The sequence below is a fragment of the Bradyrhizobium sp. ISRA436 genome (assembly GCF_029910015.1).
GTDB lineage: Bacteria > Pseudomonadota > Alphaproteobacteria > Rhizobiales > Xanthobacteraceae > Bradyrhizobium.
In genome coordinates this window covers 7,493,378-7,509,779 of record NZ_CP094519.1, presented here as the reverse complement: position 1 = coordinate 7,509,779, position 16,402 = coordinate 7,493,378, and the positions used below count along the sequence as shown (strand labels likewise).

Here is a 16,402-nt window from a genome sequence, read left to right as displayed (position 1 = left end):
TGCCTTCGTACTTCCAAGTCTGAGAGATGTTTGTTGCGAAAGCGCCACGCAGCTTCCTGCGACGGCGCGACCTCTAGCGGGTGCTGTCTGCTCCAGACAAAGACCTCCCGTGTGACGACAATGCGTCACCTGTCAGATCAGCTGTTTGGAGAAGAAGCGTCTCGCGAGGTCAGCGCGTACTCGACGGTCTCTGCGAGCCAGAGCCGGAGTCCGAGGGGTTGATTACGACACCATTGGAAATCTGCACTCCAGCGGTCGCGTTGTCGACTGCAGTGATGATCCCGTAAATCATAAGCCCTCCCCCTCCCGCCGCGACGTATCGCGGCAAGCCATCAGCTTGCTGGTGTCTTCAAATTCAGTTGCCGCTACCGAACACCGAAATGCCCGGCGCTGCGCCGCCGCGTATCTTCCTCGTCAACCCGTCCGCTCGCTTCGCGTTCCAGCTGCCAGACTCTGACGATCTTTCCTGGTCTCTCTTGTTCGAGGTGTCCGGGAAATCCCGCTGCCTCGCTGGAGGAATTTTGACACAGGTCGACCGTCCTCATATCGCTATGAGTTGTCAATCTAGCTTCGCTTGGAGAGCGTCGCTAACGCGCACACCGCCGCCGATTTGCACGTCCGCCCTTGGGTCTCAAACCGCGCTGATCTGGAGAGCCGTGGGCGTCGCGGACAACAAACAAATACACCAAGCGGATTTCCTGACAATCCGTGGATTCGACGGAGACCAAGACTCTTCGCGACTGTTGCGGAGCTGCAAATGCAAAACTGCGAAAGCAAGTTTTTGAATCCGCGCGCAGAATCGCGCGTGTCACAGACGGCGGTGTAATACCAAAAAATTTTCATAGAAAATTTACATTCGCTGTTGCGGTGGTCGATTTTCCAATCGCTCCTCAGCACTATGTGCATAAGTAATTCGCGAAGCGTGATTTTTCACGATTACTTTTACAGGGTAACTCCCGTCCCGCAGTTTTTCGAAGCGGATGTCGCGGGCTATTCCGTCTACCTTGCGTAGCGTGAGAAGATTTGCGCTTAGGCTTAACGCGTCGAGCAAATGCACCTGTAAAAATACGGATGCGACGAAACACAACGCGCGCTCGGTTGCGCAGCAGCACAATCCTTCTTGCGTGACGAAACTACTCTACAGCACACAAACAAAAAGCCCGGCGCGAGCCGGGCTTCGTGAGAGATGTGTTTTTTGGTCAGCTCACTTCGCAGCGAGCTTCGCGATCTGGTGCGACAAACGCGACACCTTCCGGCTCGCGTTGTTCTTGTGAATGATGTTCTTCTGCGCGGCCCTCATCAGTTCGGGCTCGGCGCGCGTCATCGCCTTCAACGCTGCATCGCGGTCGCCGCGCTTGATCGCCTCCTCGACGGTGCGAACCGCGCCACGCATCTGCGTGCGACGCGACTTGTTGACGATGGTGCGGCGGGCAATCTTGCGGGTCGCCTTCTTGGCGGAAGTGGTATTGGCCATGGTCTCAACTGTCCTTCGGCGGTGATCGCTCGGTGGTCGGGCTCGCGCGCACCGGCCGGTTCAAATCTCTACTCGGGTGTATTGTCCAAGGGTGTTCTTGAGGCGGCCATGCCAGGGAGCGGAACGCTGCCCCCACATGCGGCACTGTCCAAAGAACAGCGGCGGCAGGATTGCGCCCGCCGCCATCGGCCGGTCTTATAGATGTCGCAGCCCCCAGCGTCAACGCTTTCCGGGCCCAAAAAGGGCCCGAAATTGGGCTTGCGATGCCCGGATAAGCTCCTGAAGAGGTTGAATTTCCGGGGGGCGCCCGGTAAGGCCTGACGACGCTCGGGGCGCGACAGGGAATTGGGGTGACGCATGATCCGCGGTTTTTTCCGTCTCATCGGCCTCGTGCTGCTGGCCGGCGGATTCATCTTCCTGGTCTATGACGGCGCCCGCTACGTCGCCGACCAGAGCCTGCGGTTCACCCGGTTCGGCCAGTTCTGGAATGACATCCACCAGTCCAGCCAGCAGGCGTTCCGCGTCTGGGTGGAGAGCCACGCGCCGTGGCTCTGGAATGGCGTGATCAGGGTCGTCCTCGATCAGCCGGTATTCGCGGTGCTCGGCATTGCCGGCATTCTTCTGATGGTCCTGTTCCGGCCACGCAAGCCGCTGATCGGCTACACGCGGGACTGAGCCGCCATCGCAGCCGCGGGTGACGGGGCTGCCATCGCCAGCGTAAGGACATATATAGCTGGTAGCCGGCCCGCAGGCCCTCGCCGCGTCGGCCGATGTCCTGCCTGGAGGTGATCCATGTTGTTCATGCGCAAGACCACTGCGTTGCCGAGCGCCGCCGAGGCGCTGCCGGGCCGCGCGACGCCGATCCCGACCGCGACAACCCATTTCGTCAACGGCAGCAAGTTGAAGCCGCCTTATCCGCAAGGCCTCGAGCAGGCCGTGTTCGGGCTCGGTTGCTTCTGGGGCGCGGAGCGCAAGTTCTGGGAGCTTGGCGACGGCATCTACACCACCGCCGTCGGCTATGCCGGGGGCCACACGCCGAACCCGACCTATGAAGAGGTCTGCTCCGGTCGGACCGGTCACACCGAAGTGGTGCTTGTGGTGTTCGATCCGACGAAGATGTCCTACGAGAAGCTTCTGAAAACGTTCTGGGAGAACCACAACCCGACCCAGGGCATGCGGCAGGGCAACGACATCGGCACGCAGTATCGCTCCGCGATCTACACCTTCAGCGATACGCAGCGCAAAACCGCGGAAGCATCCAGCGCGATGTATCAGAAGGCGCTCGCCGCCAAGGGCCTCGGCGCCATCACCACCGAGATCGCGCCGGCCGGCGAGTTCTACTTCGCCGAGGACTATCACCAGCAATATCTTGCCAAGAATCCGGCGGGCTATTGCGGGCTCGGCGGCACCGGCGTGTCCTGCCCGATCGGCGTCGGCCTCACCGCATGATCGCACTCTGAATCGACGGGAAGCCTGGTTCGGCTTCCCGTTTCTCCGTTCGATCTCGCCCGAAAACCCTTTGTTAACCATAAGTAGTGCAAGACTGGGGCTGTCTCGCTATGAGGGATGGGTCCGGTGCGGGTTGTGCGCGCGTTACGATTGCCGATCACTGTCATCACGACGGCGCTCGCGCTGTCGGGCTGCATGAGCACGTCCGGCCCGGTGGCCGTCGGCCCGCAAGGGAGTCTCGATTCCGTCGCCTATGGGCAAACCTATGCGCAGGCTCCGGTCGCGGATGCGAGCGGTGGCGGCGCCATCAGCGCGATGCGTGCGGCCTTTGCAAGTTCCGCTCGCGGCTATGTCGCGCCGGCCGCCGCCCCGGTCGTCTACGCCGCGCCATCAGGGCCGGCCCGCTACGACAACGCTTATCATCTCGATGCCGGCGACAGGCTGCGCGTCGTGGTCTACGGCCAGGAAGGCCTCACCAACACCTATGCGATCGACGCCGCCGGTGCGATCACGATGCCGCTGATCGGCACGGTGCCGGCACGCGGCCGCACCCCGGCCGGGCTCGCCGCCGAGATCACTGGCCGGCTGCGCAACGGCTTTATCCGCGAGCCTTCGGTGGCGGTCGAGATCGAGGCCTATCGCCCGTTCTTCATCCTGGGCGAAGTCGCCGCTCCCGGCCAATATCCCTACGTGCCTAACATGACCGTGGAGAGCGCGGTCGCGATCGCCGGCGGCTTCTCGCCCCGCGCCAAGCGCGACAGCGTCACCTTGACACATACCGACGCGTCCGGCTCCGGCCGGTTCGTGGTGCCGCTCGGCACCCCGATCGGCCCCGGCGACACCGTGTTCGTCAACGAGCGCTGGTTCTGATCACGACTCGTCATGCGCGGGCTTGACCCGCGCATCCATCCGCCGAAGTCTTCCGAGAAGATGGATTGCCGGGTCTTCTGTGTGAAGACGCGCTTCGCCCGGCATAACACTCAGCGCAAATGCTTCGCGAAGAACGCCATGCTGCGCGGCCAGGCGATGTCGGCACTTGCCTTGTCGTAGCTTGCACGCTCGTCACAATGGAAGCCGTGCTGCGCGCCGGGATAGATGAAGATCTCGACCTCGGGCCGCTTCGACTTGATGGTCTCGACGTCGCTCAGGGGAATGCCGGCGTCCTTCTCGCCGAAATGCAATTGCGTCGGCACGGCCGGCTTGTCGTCGGCAAAGCGGACGATGGCGCCGCCATAATAACCGACCGCAGCGGAAAGCCCGGACAGCTTGGTCGCGGCCGCATAGGTGACGCTGCCGCCGAGACAGAAGCCGATGATGCCGACCGGGCCGGCGGATTTCACCGCGTCGACCGCGGCCTGGGTGTCGCGCAGCATGGCGGCCCAGTCCGGATTGGCGACGAACTTCCGCGCGTTGGCGATTTCGTTCGGCGAATAGCCGCTCTGGAAGTTCGGCTCGATGCGATCGAAGATCGACGGCGCCACGGCGACATAACCTTCCTTCGCCAGCCGGTCGCAGACCGAGCGGATGTGATGATTGACGCCGAAGATCTCCTGGATCACGACGATGGCGCCCTTGGGCGCACCGGCGGGATCGGCACGATAGGCGCCGAGTTCAAAACCATCCGAAGCCTTGAGCTTGATATCTTGTCCCATGGGTTGTCCTTGTTCGGTTAGCGATTGCATGAGGGATTGGCGATGCGCGATGCGCTATCGCCACATCCAGTTCTCGCCCCTGTTGTTCGATCGCGTTGTGGCGAACGAGGGCGTGGCCGAGCCGCCGAACGACGGCAGCTTCTGGGCGCTGGCGGCCGTGCCGCCGGCTGCCAGCAGCAAGGCAACGAAGATCGCCTTCACGATGCAGCCTTTCCCGGCGCGTCAGCTTTAAGGCCGTCCAGGAACGGCAGCACGGCTTCGATGAAGGCCTGCGGCTGATCGATGTTGACGGCGTGGCCAGCGTTCGGGACCACCACCTTGCGCGCGCCCGAAATTTTCGCCGCCATGTAGTCGGAGGCGGCCAGGAACGGCGTATCGTCGGCGCCGACCACGACCAGCGACGGCACTTTGATGTCGGGCAGGGATTCGATCACCCGCGCATCGCGTTGCGCCAGCATGCCGCGCGCGGCGAGCGCCAGACCCTTGGCATTGCGATGCGTCACGGACGAGCGCTCAGGGCTCAGCGACTTCAGCACCGCAAGCCCTTCGCGTTCAAACCGGTCGCCGGTGTCGCGGGCGCGCTTGTTCCAGACCTCGCGCGCATCGTCCTTCTTGAAGCCCGGGCCGGTGTCGATGATCAGGAGCGCCCGCACCCGCTCCGGGTGGGCGCGATGGAAGGCAAGCGACATGTAGCCGCCGAGCGACAGGCCGCCGACGATCGCCTTGTCGGCGTCGACGGCATCGAGCAGACCAGCGATGTCGCCGACCGTCAGGGCCTCGCTGTAGCTTGCGGGATCGTCGGGATAGTCTGACAGGCCGTGGCCGCGCATGTCCCACAACACCAGCTTGTGGTGTTTCGACAATGCCTCGATCTGGCCCTGCCACATCGCCGAGGTTGACGAATAGCCGTGGGTGAGGATGAGCGGCGGGCCGCTGCCGTAGACCTCGTAGTGGATGTTGACCCCGTCGCGATTGAGCTTTGGCATGATGGCTTCCCGATTTCCCAAGGCAGCCCGATCCTAACGCGATCCATTCGCCGTTGAGAAATGCGCAGACGGCAGAGGATGCCGGCAAACTGGTCTGTCATTGACATCGCGGTGACAGGTCTGTGCCGCATCGCACAATCGTTCGCTTCAAAAAACTATTCTCTTCGAACAGTTCCAAATTGAATTGCCTCCCGACGGTAACCGGATCATTGTCACGGCAACTGTCGCTGACCCGGTGGGCGCCAGCCACGACCCAAAAAGTGAGTTGCCGCCGTAAGCGGCTTCATGCACCGGAAGGGGAGAGAGATGCCTAATCTCAATATCAACGGACGGAATATGTCCGTCGAGGCGGCACACGACACGCCGCTGCTATGGGTCATCCGCGAGCAATTGCAGATGACCGGCACCAAGTTCGGTTGCGGCGCGGGTCTCTGTGGCGCTTGCACGGTCCACCTCAACGGCGAAGCGGTGCGGTCCTGCCAGACCTCCGTCGCCGACGCCGTGGGCAAGAAGATCGTCACCATCGAAGGGCTCTCCGCCAAGGGCGATCACCCGTTGCAGAAAGCCTGGATCGCCGAGCAGGTCCCGCAATGCGGTTACTGCCAATCCGGCCAGATCATGCAGGCGGCAGCCTTGCTGTCGAAGAACTCCAACCCGACGAAGGATGAAGTGGTCGCGCATATGGACGGCAATCTCTGCCGTTGCATGACCTACTCACGAATCCAGAAGGCGATCATGCGCGCGGCATCCGAGATGCGCACCGCGTCGGCCACCGGAAGCGAGCGGAGGCCCACATGAATAGCCACGTGAAAATTCCGCAAGGCACATCCGCCGACCTCAGCCGCCGTTCCTTCCTGGTCGGCACCGCGGCAACCGGCCTCGTGCTCGGCTATGCCGCCGTTCCCGGCATCGATCAGGCCCTTGCCGCGGCGCCCGCCCATTTCGAGCCGACCGTCTGGTACTCGATCGGTCACGACGGTCTCGTCACCGTGACCTGCGGCAAGGCCGATATGGGCCAGCACATCGCCTCGACCATGGCGCAGATCGTGGCCGAGGAGCTCGGCGCGAACTGGAAAGACATGCGGGTCCAGCTCGCCTCCAATGATCCCAAGTTCAACGATCCCGTGCTGGGCGCGCAGATCACCGGCGGCAGCTGGTCGACGATGATGAACTTCGATGCGATGAGCCGCGCCGGCGCGGCGGGCCGCATCGCATTGACCGAAGCCGCAGCAAGCGCGATGGGCGTGCCGGCCGGCGAACTGGTGGTCCGCGATTCCGTGATCAGCCATCCGAAGTCGAAGAAGTCGATGTCGTTTGCCGACGTGGTCAAGAGCGGCAAGGCGACCAAGACCTTCACGGCTGACGACCTCAAGGCGATCAAGCTGAAATCGCCGGAGCAGTACACGATGATCGGCGTCTCGGTGCCGCAGATTGACATCCCCTACAAGACCAACGGCACCGCGAAGTACGGCATCGATGTCATGCTGCCTGGCATGGTCTACGGCGCCCTGGTCACGCCGCCGGTCCGCTACGGCGCCACCGTGAAGTCGGTCGACGACTCCGCGGCCAAGAAGGTGCCGGGCTTCATCAAGGCCGTCACGATCGACGACAAGACCGGCACGACCACCGGCTGGGTGGTCGCGGTGGCCCACACCTATGCCAATGCCCGCAAGGCGGCGGCAGCGCTCAAGATCGACTATGACGGCGGTCCGAACGCGAAGCTGTCGAGCGAGTCGTTGCTGACCGAAGCCAAGCGGCTTCAGGGCCTCAGCGATTCCGGCCAGTTCTTCGTCAAGGACGGGGATCCGGATGCAGTGTTCGGCTCGGCGGCCAAGGTGATGGAGGCGGAATACACCACCAACATCAATATCCACTGTCCGATGGAGCCCATGAACGCGACGGCCGAGTTCAAGGGCGACATCCTGCACGTCTATTCCGGCAACCAGTTCGCGACACGCACCGGGGCGATCGCCGCGGGCGCGGCCGGGATCGATCCGAAATATGTCGTGATGCATCAGATGTGGCTGGGCGGCGGCTTCGGCCGGCGTCTCGACGCCGACATGATGGTGCCCGCGGTGCAGGCGGCGAAGGCCGTCGGCAAGCCGGTCAAGGTGATCTACTCGCGCGAGAACGACATGACGATGGATTTCTCGCGTCCGCTCACCTACCAGAAGATCAAGGCCGGCATGGACGGCGACGGCAAGCTCGTCGCGCTCAGCCACGACGTGGTCTCGGCCTGGCCGACCGCGCGGTGGGGAATCCCCGATTTCCTGTCGCCCTCGGTCGACAAGAAGGGGCCGCTCGACGCCTTCACGGTCAATGGCGCGGACTTCTTCTACACCGTGCCCAACCACTATGTGCGGGCGATCAAGAACGAGATGGCGCACAACGCCACCCCGTCCGGTCAGCTTCGCTCGGTGGCCCCGGGTTGGACCTTCTGGGCGGTCGAAAGCATGATCGACGAGATCGCGCATGCGACCGGCAAGGATCCGGCCCTGTTCCGGGTCGAACTGCTCGACGGCAAGGGCAAGAACGATGGCGGCGCGCAGCGGTTGCGTAACACTCTGCTCGCCGCGATGGGCCTTGCCGGCTACGGCACCAAGAAGCTGCCGAAGGGCGAAGGCATGGGCGTGGCCTGTGTGTCGTCGCAGGAACGTGCCACCGCCAGCTGGACCGCCTGCGTCGCCCACGTCGCGGTGGCGCCGTCGGGCGAGGTGACGGTGAAGAAGCTGACGGTCGCAACCGACGTCGGCACGCAGGTGAATCCCGACGGCATCCGTGCCCAGGTCGAGGGCGCGGCGCTGTGGGGCATGTCGCTTGCGCTGTTCGAGAAGGCGACGTTGAAGGACGGCGGCATCGAGCAGACCAACTTCGACAGCTACACGCCGCTGCGGATGAGTCAGCTGCCCGAAGTCGCAGTCAACGTCATCGCCAATGGTGAAAGGGCGACCGGCGTCGGCGAGCCCGCGGTGACGGTGGTGGCGCCGGCGATCGGCAACGCCGTCTTCAACGCGGTCGGTGCCCGCGTCCGCGGCCTGCCGATCTCCGCGGAGGCGGTGAAGGCGGCGATGAAGGCATAAGGCTCGTCAGCCACCCAAAAAAGAAAATCCGCCGAGAACCTTCTCTGCGGATTTTCCTTGTGCGCCCGCGCTGATTCTGTTGCCGGATGATGTGGTCCTTCAAATTGTAGCCATTGCGCTCAATCACCGTTCAGCATCCCCATTAAGTCGGAGGGAATATCTCGTCGGGTAGCCTTGGCCGTCGGTCGTTACCGCGACGGGGAATCCATGACTGCCTTAGCCAACAAGACTTCGAAGCGCCGTTTGCTGCTGGCGTCTGATAGAAGCGATCAGAGCAACGAACTCGCCAGCATCCTGCGGTCGGTGGGAGAGGTCGATACTATCCCGACCTCGGAAATTCCCGAGCGCCCGGCCGGCGATCTCTCCGGCATCGTGGTCGACATCAACCTCCGCTCGCCGGAGAGTGTGCAGCTCGTGCGCGCCAAGCTGCAGGGCGAGGCCTATCGCGAGATGCCGCGGCTGTTCGTGCTGGCAGACTCGCTGCACCACGCCTCGATGCAGGCCTGGGCGCTCGGCGCCACCGACACGATCTCGCGGCCGTTCGATGCGCGCGGCATCCTGCAGCGCATCCGCGCCGCATTCCCCGATAACAGCGGCTACGACGAGACCGACCGCGGCAAGGCGCTCAACCGCGGCGTCGAGGCGGCGCACGGCGTGATGGTCAAGATCTTCGAGCGGATGCGCGCCGGCGAGCCGCTGAAATTCGACGACATCGTCGCCGCCGAAAGCAAGATCCTCAAGGCGATCAAGCACAACTCGCTGCGCGAATGGCTGACCGCGGTCGGCTGCCATCACCAGGAGACCTACCGTCACTGCCTGTTCGTGACCGGCTTTGCGGTGGCGTTCGCCCAGCATCTCGACATGCGCGAGGACGATCAGCGGCGGCTTGCCCGTGCCGCCCTGCTGCACGATGTCGGCAAGGCCTTCATTCCGGTGGCACTGCTCGACAAGCCCGGCGCGCTGACGGCCGAGGAAATGGCGGAGATGCGCGAGCATCCGCGCCGCGGCTACGAGGCGCTGGCCGCGCAGGGCGGCTTCCCGCCGGAAATGCTCGACGTGATCCTGCACCATCACGAATTCCTCGATGGCACCGGTTATCCCAACGGCCTCAGCGGCGACCAGATCAGCGACATCGTCCGCGTCACCACGATCGTCGATGTCTATGCCGCGCTGGTGGAGAAGCGCGCCTACCGGCTGCAATTCACCCACGCCAAGGCGTTCTCCATGATGGAGGACATGGGCGGCAAGCTCGATCAGCAATTGCTGCAGGCGTTCCGCCCGGTGGCGTTCGGGCATTACTAAGCGATCCGCCGTCGCTCCCGAACGACGGCCTGGCGCTGAAGCGCGATGAGATTGCGCGTTGAATCGTCATCGCGCTCTAGCTGCCGTTTGAGCATGATCTCCGCGCAAACGCGTTCCGCGTTTGTCGCGAGGGAAAACCGCTTCACACTTTCCGGATCGCGCTCTGGCCATTCAACGCAAGTCCCTGGCCTTGCCACCGCCTAGATGTCGGTGAAGATCAGCGTCCCTGACAGGCGGCCACCGGCGAGGGCGACCCATGAATACGACAGCAACCGGAAGTCTCGACATTCCCGCCGACATCGCGGCGACCCTCGTCGATCCCGTCGCCTATGCCGATCACCGGATCCATGACAGCTATCGCTGGCTGCGCGCCAACAATCCGCTCGGCATTGCCCGGCCGGACCGGTTCGATCCGTTCTGGGTCGTCACCAAGCACGCGCATATCCAGGCGATCAGCCGGCAGAACGAATTGTTCCACAATGCCGACCGCCCGACGACGCTGACAAATCAGGCGGTCGAGGAGCGGGTCCGCAAGATCACTGGCGGCCCCAATCTGGTGCGCTCGCTGGTGCAGATGGACGCGCCCGACCATCCGAAGTACCGCGCGCTGACGCAGGGCTGGTTCATGCCGGCCAATCTCGGCAAGTTCGAAGGGCGGGTCCGCGAGATTGCGCGGGCCACGGTGCAGCGCATGCTGGCCAAGGGCGGCGCCTGCGATTTCGTCGCGGACGTCGCGCTCGGCTATCCCTTGCATGTCATCATGGAGATCCTCGGCGTGCCCGAGGCGGATGAGCCGCGGATGCTCAAGCTGACCCAGGAGCTGTTCGGCCCGCAGGATCCCGACACGGCGCGCAGCCGGGAGGCGCTGAGCGCGGAGCAGTTTTCGATGATGATGCAGGCGGTGGTCGGCGACTTCTCCGCCTATTTCCGCAAGATCACCGAGGATCGTCGCCGCAACCCGCGCGACGATCTCGCCACCGTGATCGCCAACGCGAAGATCGGTGGCGACTACATGCCCGAGCACGACGCGACCAGCTATTACATGATCGTCGCGACCGCGGGCCACGACACCACCTCGTCCTCGACCGCTGGCGCGGTCTGGGCGCTGGCGGAAGATCCGGCCGAGTTTGCCAAGGTCAAAGCCAATCCGGAATTGATCCCGGGCCTGGTCGACGAGGCGATCCGCTGGATGACGCCGGTCAAGCATTTCATGCGCTCGGCGACCGCGGACACCGAGCTGGGCGGCCGCAGAATCGCGAAGGGCGACTGGCTGATGCTGTGCTACGCCTCGGGCAATCGCGACGAGGAGGTGTTCGAGGATCCCTATCGCTTCCGCAGCGACCGCAAGCCCAACCGCCACGTCGCCTTCGGTTACGGCGCGCATCTCTGTCTCGGCCAGTATCTGGCAAAGCTCGAGATGCGCATCCTGTTCGAGGAGCTGCTGCCGCAGCTGAAGTCGCTCTCGCTCGATGGCGAGGTGAAGATGACGCAGGCTTATTTTGTGAATGGGCCGAAGAAGCTGCCGATCCGATTCGAGATGAATTGAGATTTCACGTCATTGCGAGGGCCGAAGCGACGAAGCAATCCATCGTCCCGCATGCGTTGAACCATGGATTGCTTCGCTTCGCTCGCAATGGCGGAGGCGGCTACTCCAGCATCTTCCGCAGCTCCGCCTTCGCGACTTTCTCCAGCGTCGAGCGCGGCATCTCGTCGACGAAGCGGATTTCTCTGGGCACTTTGAAGTCGGCGAGTCCCGAACGGCAGGCGGCCATGACGTTGTCGTGCAGGTCGGCTGGCAATGCGGCGACGCCGGCCTGCGGGATGATGAAGACGACCGGCACCTCGTCCAGCATCGGATGCTTCTTCGCCACGACCGCGGCCTCGCGCACGCCCGGTACCACGGCGATCACCTGCTCGATCTCGGACGCCGCGACATTCTCGCCGCCGACCTTGAGCATGTCCTTGGCGCGGTCGCCGAACTTGATGTAGCCGCGGTCGAGCAGGGTGACGCGGTCGCCGGTGATGAAATAGCCGTGCTCGTCGAAGCTCTCGCGCGTGGCCTTCTCGTTGTGCAGATATTCGGCGAACAGCGACAGGCCGGGAATGCCCTTGATCAGCAGGTTGCCGGTCTCGCCGACGCGGGCCGGCGTGCCGTCGTCATTGACGATGCGGATCTCGTATTCCGGCGCAGCGCGGCCGATTGACATCGGCGTGTTGGGCTGGTCGACCTCACCGATGATGCCGTGGGTGATGGTCTCGGTCATGCCCCACCAGCCGATGATCTTGACGCCGAACACGGCGAATGGCGGCGGCTCGTTCACCGCGGTGCCCCAGAGCCGGAACTTGTGATTCTGCGGGATCTCGTGCTCCAGCAGCGCCTTCATGCAGAACGGGATCGTCGAGGTCCAGGTGCAGCCGTGCTCCAGTGCCACCGGCCAGAAGCGGCTGGCCGAGAAGCGCGGCTGGATCACGCAGGTGCCGCCGACCCACAGCGTCGGCAGCATCGAATAGGCCAGCGCATTGGTGTGGAACAGCGGCAGATAGGTCTGGTGCACGTCCGTTGCGTGCAGGTCCTGATGCGCCGCGTTGATCTTGGCGCCCCACAGCGCGTTCGCATGCGTCCACAGCACCGCCTTCGGCCGCGACGTCGTGCCGGAGGTATATTGCACGCTGCACGGCGCCAGCGGATCGGTCGCGCGTCGCGGCCGGTCGGCGCTGTCTGCAAACAGCGATTCAAAGCTGTCGCCGCGTGCGGGCGCCTGCGCGGGTGGTTGCCCCGCGTCGTGCGCGATCACGGCGATCCAGCGCAGGCCCTTGCAGTTGGCGGCGACCAGTTCGGCATAGGCCGGCTGGGTGATGGCTGCGACCGCGTCGCAATGGCCCGCGAAATACTCCATCTCGGCGGCTGCCGAGCGGGTGTTGGTGGTGACGGCGATGGCGCCGAGCTCGACGCAGGCGAACCATGACAGAACGGCCTCGATGCAATTGTCGAGATGGATCAGGACGTAGTCGCCCTGCCTGATGCCACGTTTGGCGAGGCCGGCGGCCAGCGCGCCGACACGCTCATGGAATTCGCCGTAGCTCCAGCGCCGCGCCGGCGCGTCGAACGGGGCCCAGATCAGGAACGGGTGATCGCGGCGCCGCTCGGCGCGCATCTTCAGCAGCCATGGCACGTCGAGCCCCGCGAACGGTCCCACGATACCTGGCGCTGGCTTCGCATTGGTCATGTGTCCTCCCGCGCAGCTTCAGTGGCTGCTTGCTTGTTGTCGGAGTCTTTCTGCCATTGGAAGAGGTAGCGCGCAAATCGGGATTGCGGGCGTCCGTCGTTCCCGTCATTGCGAGCCAACGGGTCGCGCGAATGCGCGCCCGATGACAGGCTCCGCAAAGCAATCCATACCTCCTCACCGGAAGTATGGATTGCTTCGTCGCTTCGCTCCTCGCAATGACGTGGAGAGGTCAAGCCGCGTCAGTCCTCATACGACGAGATCTCGATCAGGCTGCCGTCCGGGTCGCGGCAATAGACCGAGCGCAGCGTGCCGCGCGCGCCCTGCTTGGCCACCGGACCTTCCTCGATCCTGACGCCATTGGCCTTGAGGTGCGCGACCACCTCCTCGGGCGTGCTCGCGGTGAGGAAGCAGAGGTCGTCGCTGCCGGCCGTCGCGTGATCGGCGGTGAACCATTCGACCTTGTCGGCATCGCGCGGCCGCACATTGATCTTCTGGTTGCCGAACACCAGCGAGGTGCGCGGTGTCTTGCCCTTGCCGGGATCGAGCACCTTCACCTCCATGCCGAGGATCCTGCTGTACCAGGCAACCGAACGGACGACATCCGTGACGTTGATCACGAGGTGGTCGAGCGCATTGACCTTGACTGACATGATCGATCCTTTCGGCTTAGCCTTTCGTCGCGGTCGCCTGCACATGTGTCGCACTGGCCGCATCAGACATTGTTTGTTAAAAGCCCGGCGCACGCAATTCAACAGAAACGGGCAGGGAGCCAACCCCTGTCGCATCGGGAGAAAACTTCATGATTTCACGCCGCGCCGCGCTGGGCCTGATCGGGTCGGGAATTTCGACATTTGCGATCGGCCGTGCATCCGCAGCCGATTATCCGGCGCGGCCGGTGCGCTGGATCGTCGGCTATCCGCCGGGCGGCGCCACCGACATCATCGCGCGTCTGATCGGGCAGCGGCTGTCGGAGAAGCTCGGGCAGCAGTTCGTGATCGAGAACAAGCCGGGCGCCGGCAACAACATCGGCACCGAAGCCGCGATCAACGCCGAGCCTGACGGCTATACCGTGTTTCTGGTCAATCCGGCGAACTACATCAACGCCTCGCTGTACGCGAACCTGAAGTTCAACTTCGTGCGCGACATCGCGCCGATTGCATCCTTCAACCGCGTGCCGAACGTGATGACGGTCAACAAGGACGTGCCCGCCAAGAACGTTGCCGAGTTCATCGATTATGTGAAGGCCAATCCCGGCAAGGTCAACATGGCCTCCTCCGGCAACGGCACGTCGGTGCATCTCTCCGGCGAGATGTTCATGTCGATGACCGGCTGCAAGATGCAGCACGTGCCCTATCGCGGTGCCGCGCCTGCGATCACCGACATGCTGGGCGGTCAGGTGCAGGTGATCTTCGACAACATGCCCTCGATCATCCAGCACGTCCGCTCCGGCGCGCTGCGCGCGCTCGGCGTGACGACGGCAGAGCGTTCGTCCCAACTGCCCGACGTGCAGGCGATCGCCGAGACGGTAAAGGGTTATGAAGCGAGTGCGCTGTTCGGCATGGGGGCGCCGAAGAACACACCGAAGGAATACATCGCCAAGCTCAACAGCGAGATCAACGCCGTTCTCGCCGAGCCCGAGATGAAGAAGCGCCTGGTCGAGCTCGGCGGTGACCCCTTGATTCAGACGCCGGAAGCCTTCGGCAACGACATCAAGGCCGAGACCGACAAGTGGCAGAAGGTGGTTCAGTTCGCCGGTTTGAAGGTCGAGTAGGCGCTTTACGAGCCGCACAACGACCCGGCTGACGCGTCGCCGTTTCCATCGGGCCGAGTCCTGCCGCACCGCGGGCTCGGCATTCCCCTGCGTCATGCCGGAGCTGCGAACCGATGCAGCGTTCTCGCGCTGGCCAGCAGTGGAATAAATCGGCATAAAGGAACCTTAATCCGGTGTGCCGCGCTATCTCTTGCGGCGTCGTGAGAGAGGAGGTTGGATCATGCGTACATCGCGATTGGCAATGCTCGTGGCGGGAGCAGTGATGCTCACCGGTATCGCAAGCATCAGTCCTGCTTCTGCCGATGCTTACGACTATCCGTGGTGTGCGCAGGGCCCGAGCCTGGGCTATCCCGGTGAATGCGCTTACCGGACTTACGAGCAGTGCCTCGCAAGCGTGTCCGGCCGTTATCTTTATTGCGGGGAAAATCCGCGCTTCCTGTTTCGCGAGCCGCCGGAGCCGCGCCGGTATTATCGCCGGCACGCTCGTCCGTACTGACATGCGGTTGTGATGTGATCACGGGGCCGCGCGAACGCGCTGCGCGCTGCATGTCGTTGACGATTCCTGACATGGATCCCGCCACGATCCGGCGCGTTTGACGCGATCGTGAAGCCGAGGCCTTGACGCCGCGCTCTATGCGGTCATACTAAACTATATGGTTAAGCATCAGGACGAGACGCTGGACCGCACCTTCGCGGCGCTTTCGGATCCGACCCGCCGGGCCCTGCTGGCCAGGCTCGGCGAGCGGGAAACCCTGTCGGTGAGCGAACTGGCCCAGCCGTTTGCGATGTCGCTGCCCGCGATCATGAAGCATCTCGATGTGCTCTCGGATGCCGGTCTGATCGCGCGCGAAAAGACCGGCCGCACGGTGGCGTGCCGGCTCACCGCACGGCCGATGGAGCAGGCGATGAACTGGCTCAATCGCTATGCGCAGTTCTGGTCCGATAACCTCGACCGCCTTGCCGCCTTTGTGGAGAACGACCCATGGCCAACAAATCCGCAGTCACCGCCGACGTCGGCGCGCGCCCAAGCCTCACCCTCACGCGACGTCTCCGCGCGCGGCCGGAAAAGGTCTACGCCGCGTGGACCGAGCCGGAAAACCTAGTGCAATGGTTCGGGCCGGGGCAGGTCAAGCCCGGCACGACACGCGCGGATCTCGATGTCCGCGTCGGCGGGCGCTACCGCATCAGCTTCACCGGGTCGAACGGCGAATATCACGAGGTCGGCGGCGTCTATCGCGAGGTGGTGCCGAACGAGCGGCTGGTGTTCAGCTGGGCCTGGCATTCGACGCCGGAGCGCGAGTCCGTTGTGACGATCTCGATCAGGCCCGATGCCGGCGGCACGCTGCTCACCTTCCATCACGCGCAGTTCGTCGATGAGACGGCGCGCGACAATCATCAGCGCGGCTGGACCGAATTTCTTGGCAATCTGCAAAACTTCGTCGACGCCTGAAAGCAAACAAA

Annotated in this window: 16 protein-coding genes and 1 pseudogene; 12 read left to right on the top strand and 5 right to left on the bottom strand. The window is 63.7% G+C overall.

The annotated features are described in order from the left end of the window. Window positions 1-1,204 precede the first annotated feature (1,204 nt). Complete coding sequence (gene rpsT / locus MTX23_RS34900; RefSeq protein ID WP_280974601.1) at window positions 1,205-1,474, bottom strand: 30S ribosomal protein S20; 270 nt, start codon at window positions 1,472-1,474, stop codon at window positions 1,205-1,207. A gap of 357 nt (window positions 1,475-1,831) precedes the next feature. Here rpsT and MTX23_RS34895 point away from each other — a divergent pair, with 357 nt between their 5' ends. The 3 genes from MTX23_RS34895 (at window position 1,832) to MTX23_RS34885 (ending at window position 3,793) form a co-directional block, all read left to right on the top strand. Then, window positions 1,832-2,149 carry a hypothetical protein gene (locus MTX23_RS34895; RefSeq protein ID WP_280974600.1) on the top strand — a complete coding sequence of 106 codons (318 nt, stop codon included), beginning with the start codon at window positions 1,832-1,834 and terminating at the stop codon, window positions 2,147-2,149. A gap of 117 nt (window positions 2,150-2,266) precedes the next feature. Beyond that, window positions 2,267-2,923 carry a peptide-methionine (S)-S-oxide reductase MsrA gene (msrA, locus tag MTX23_RS34890; RefSeq protein ID WP_280974599.1) on the top strand — a complete coding sequence of 219 codons (657 nt, stop codon included), beginning with the start codon at window positions 2,267-2,269 and terminating at the stop codon, window positions 2,921-2,923. A gap of 135 nt (window positions 2,924-3,058) precedes the next feature. Further along, window positions 3,059-3,793 (top strand): polysaccharide biosynthesis/export family protein, encoded by a 735-nt coding sequence (locus MTX23_RS34885; protein ID WP_280978321.1) that lies wholly within the window; start codon window positions 3,059-3,061, stop codon window positions 3,791-3,793. A gap of 110 nt (window positions 3,794-3,903) precedes the next feature. Here the strand turns inward: MTX23_RS34885 and MTX23_RS34880 are convergent, their stop codons facing one another. Then, the gene (locus MTX23_RS34880; protein ID WP_280974598.1) at window positions 3,904-4,575 is read right to left on the bottom strand and encodes a dienelactone hydrolase family protein; all 672 of its coding nucleotides are present in this window, start codon (window positions 4,573-4,575) and stop codon (window positions 3,904-3,906) included. 49 nt (window positions 4,576-4,624) lie between these two features. Here MTX23_RS34880 and MTX23_RS34875 point away from each other — a divergent pair, with 49 nt between their 5' ends. Further along, on the top strand, window positions 4,625-4,807 hold the full coding sequence (locus tag MTX23_RS34875) for a hypothetical protein (RefSeq protein ID WP_280974597.1): 183 nt from the start codon (window positions 4,625-4,627) through the stop codon (window positions 4,805-4,807). Here MTX23_RS34875 and MTX23_RS34870 read toward each other — a convergent pair. Further along, window positions 4,773-5,561, bottom strand: a complete 789-nt coding sequence (locus MTX23_RS34870; RefSeq protein WP_280974596.1) for an alpha/beta fold hydrolase — start codon at window positions 5,559-5,561, stop codon at window positions 4,773-4,775. The two genes, MTX23_RS34875 and MTX23_RS34870, sit on opposite strands and share 35 nt — an antisense overlap. A gap of 306 nt (window positions 5,562-5,867) precedes the next feature. Between MTX23_RS34870 and MTX23_RS34865 the strand changes: the two genes are divergently transcribed. From MTX23_RS34865 to MTX23_RS34850, 4 genes are all read left to right on the top strand, one after another. Further along, window positions 5,868-6,359, top strand: coding sequence for a (2Fe-2S)-binding protein (locus MTX23_RS34865; RefSeq protein WP_280974595.1), 492 nt, complete (start codon window positions 5,868-5,870; stop codon window positions 6,357-6,359). After that, window positions 6,356-8,641 carry a molybdopterin cofactor-binding domain-containing protein gene (locus MTX23_RS34860; RefSeq protein WP_280974594.1) on the top strand — a complete coding sequence of 762 codons (2,286 nt, stop codon included), beginning with the start codon at window positions 6,356-6,358 and terminating at the stop codon, window positions 8,639-8,641. Before MTX23_RS34865 ends, MTX23_RS34860 begins: the two co-directional genes overlap by 4 nt. Before the next feature lie 207 nt (window positions 8,642-8,848). Further along, a complete protein-coding gene (locus MTX23_RS34855) occupies window positions 8,849-9,943 on the top strand; it encodes an HD domain-containing phosphohydrolase (RefSeq protein ID WP_280974593.1) in 1,095 nt (364 codons plus the stop codon). A gap of 256 nt (window positions 9,944-10,199) precedes the next feature. Continuing rightward, window positions 10,200-11,489, top strand: coding sequence for a cytochrome P450 (locus tag MTX23_RS34850; protein ID WP_280974592.1), 1,290 nt, complete (start codon window positions 10,200-10,202; stop codon window positions 11,487-11,489). Window positions 11,490-11,589: 100 nt separating this feature from the next. Here the strand turns inward: MTX23_RS34850 and MTX23_RS34845 are convergent, their stop codons facing one another. After that, complete coding sequence (locus MTX23_RS34845) at window positions 11,590-13,170, bottom strand: AMP-binding protein (protein WP_280974591.1); 1,581 nt, start codon at window positions 13,168-13,170, stop codon at window positions 11,590-11,592. 239 nt (window positions 13,171-13,409) lie between these two features. Next, window positions 13,410-13,820, bottom strand: a complete 411-nt coding sequence (locus MTX23_RS34840) for a VOC family protein (RefSeq protein WP_280974590.1) — start codon at window positions 13,818-13,820, stop codon at window positions 13,410-13,412. A 149-nt stretch (window positions 13,821-13,969) separates the two neighbouring features. On the opposite strand from MTX23_RS34840, the gene MTX23_RS34835 reads away from it, so the two are divergent. From MTX23_RS34835 to MTX23_RS34820, 4 genes and pseudogenes are all read left to right on the top strand, one after another. Next, complete coding sequence (locus MTX23_RS34835) at window positions 13,970-14,941, top strand: tripartite tricarboxylate transporter substrate binding protein (protein ID WP_280974589.1); 972 nt, start codon at window positions 13,970-13,972, stop codon at window positions 14,939-14,941. A gap of 259 nt (window positions 14,942-15,200) precedes the next feature. Next, complete coding sequence (locus MTX23_RS34830) at window positions 15,201-15,437, top strand: DUF3551 domain-containing protein (RefSeq protein ID WP_348637592.1); 237 nt, start codon at window positions 15,201-15,203, stop codon at window positions 15,435-15,437. 157 nt (window positions 15,438-15,594) lie between these two features. Then, the gene (locus MTX23_RS34825; protein WP_280974587.1) at window positions 15,595-16,044 is read left to right on the top strand and encodes a metalloregulator ArsR/SmtB family transcription factor; all 450 of its coding nucleotides are present in this window, start codon (window positions 15,595-15,597) and stop codon (window positions 16,042-16,044) included. Beyond that, window positions 16,029-16,391: pseudogene (locus tag MTX23_RS34820) on the top strand (SRPBCC domain-containing protein); the annotation flags it as partial. The gene MTX23_RS34825 and the pseudogene MTX23_RS34820, both read left to right, overlap by 16 nt. Window positions 16,392-16,402: the final 11 nt, after the last annotated feature.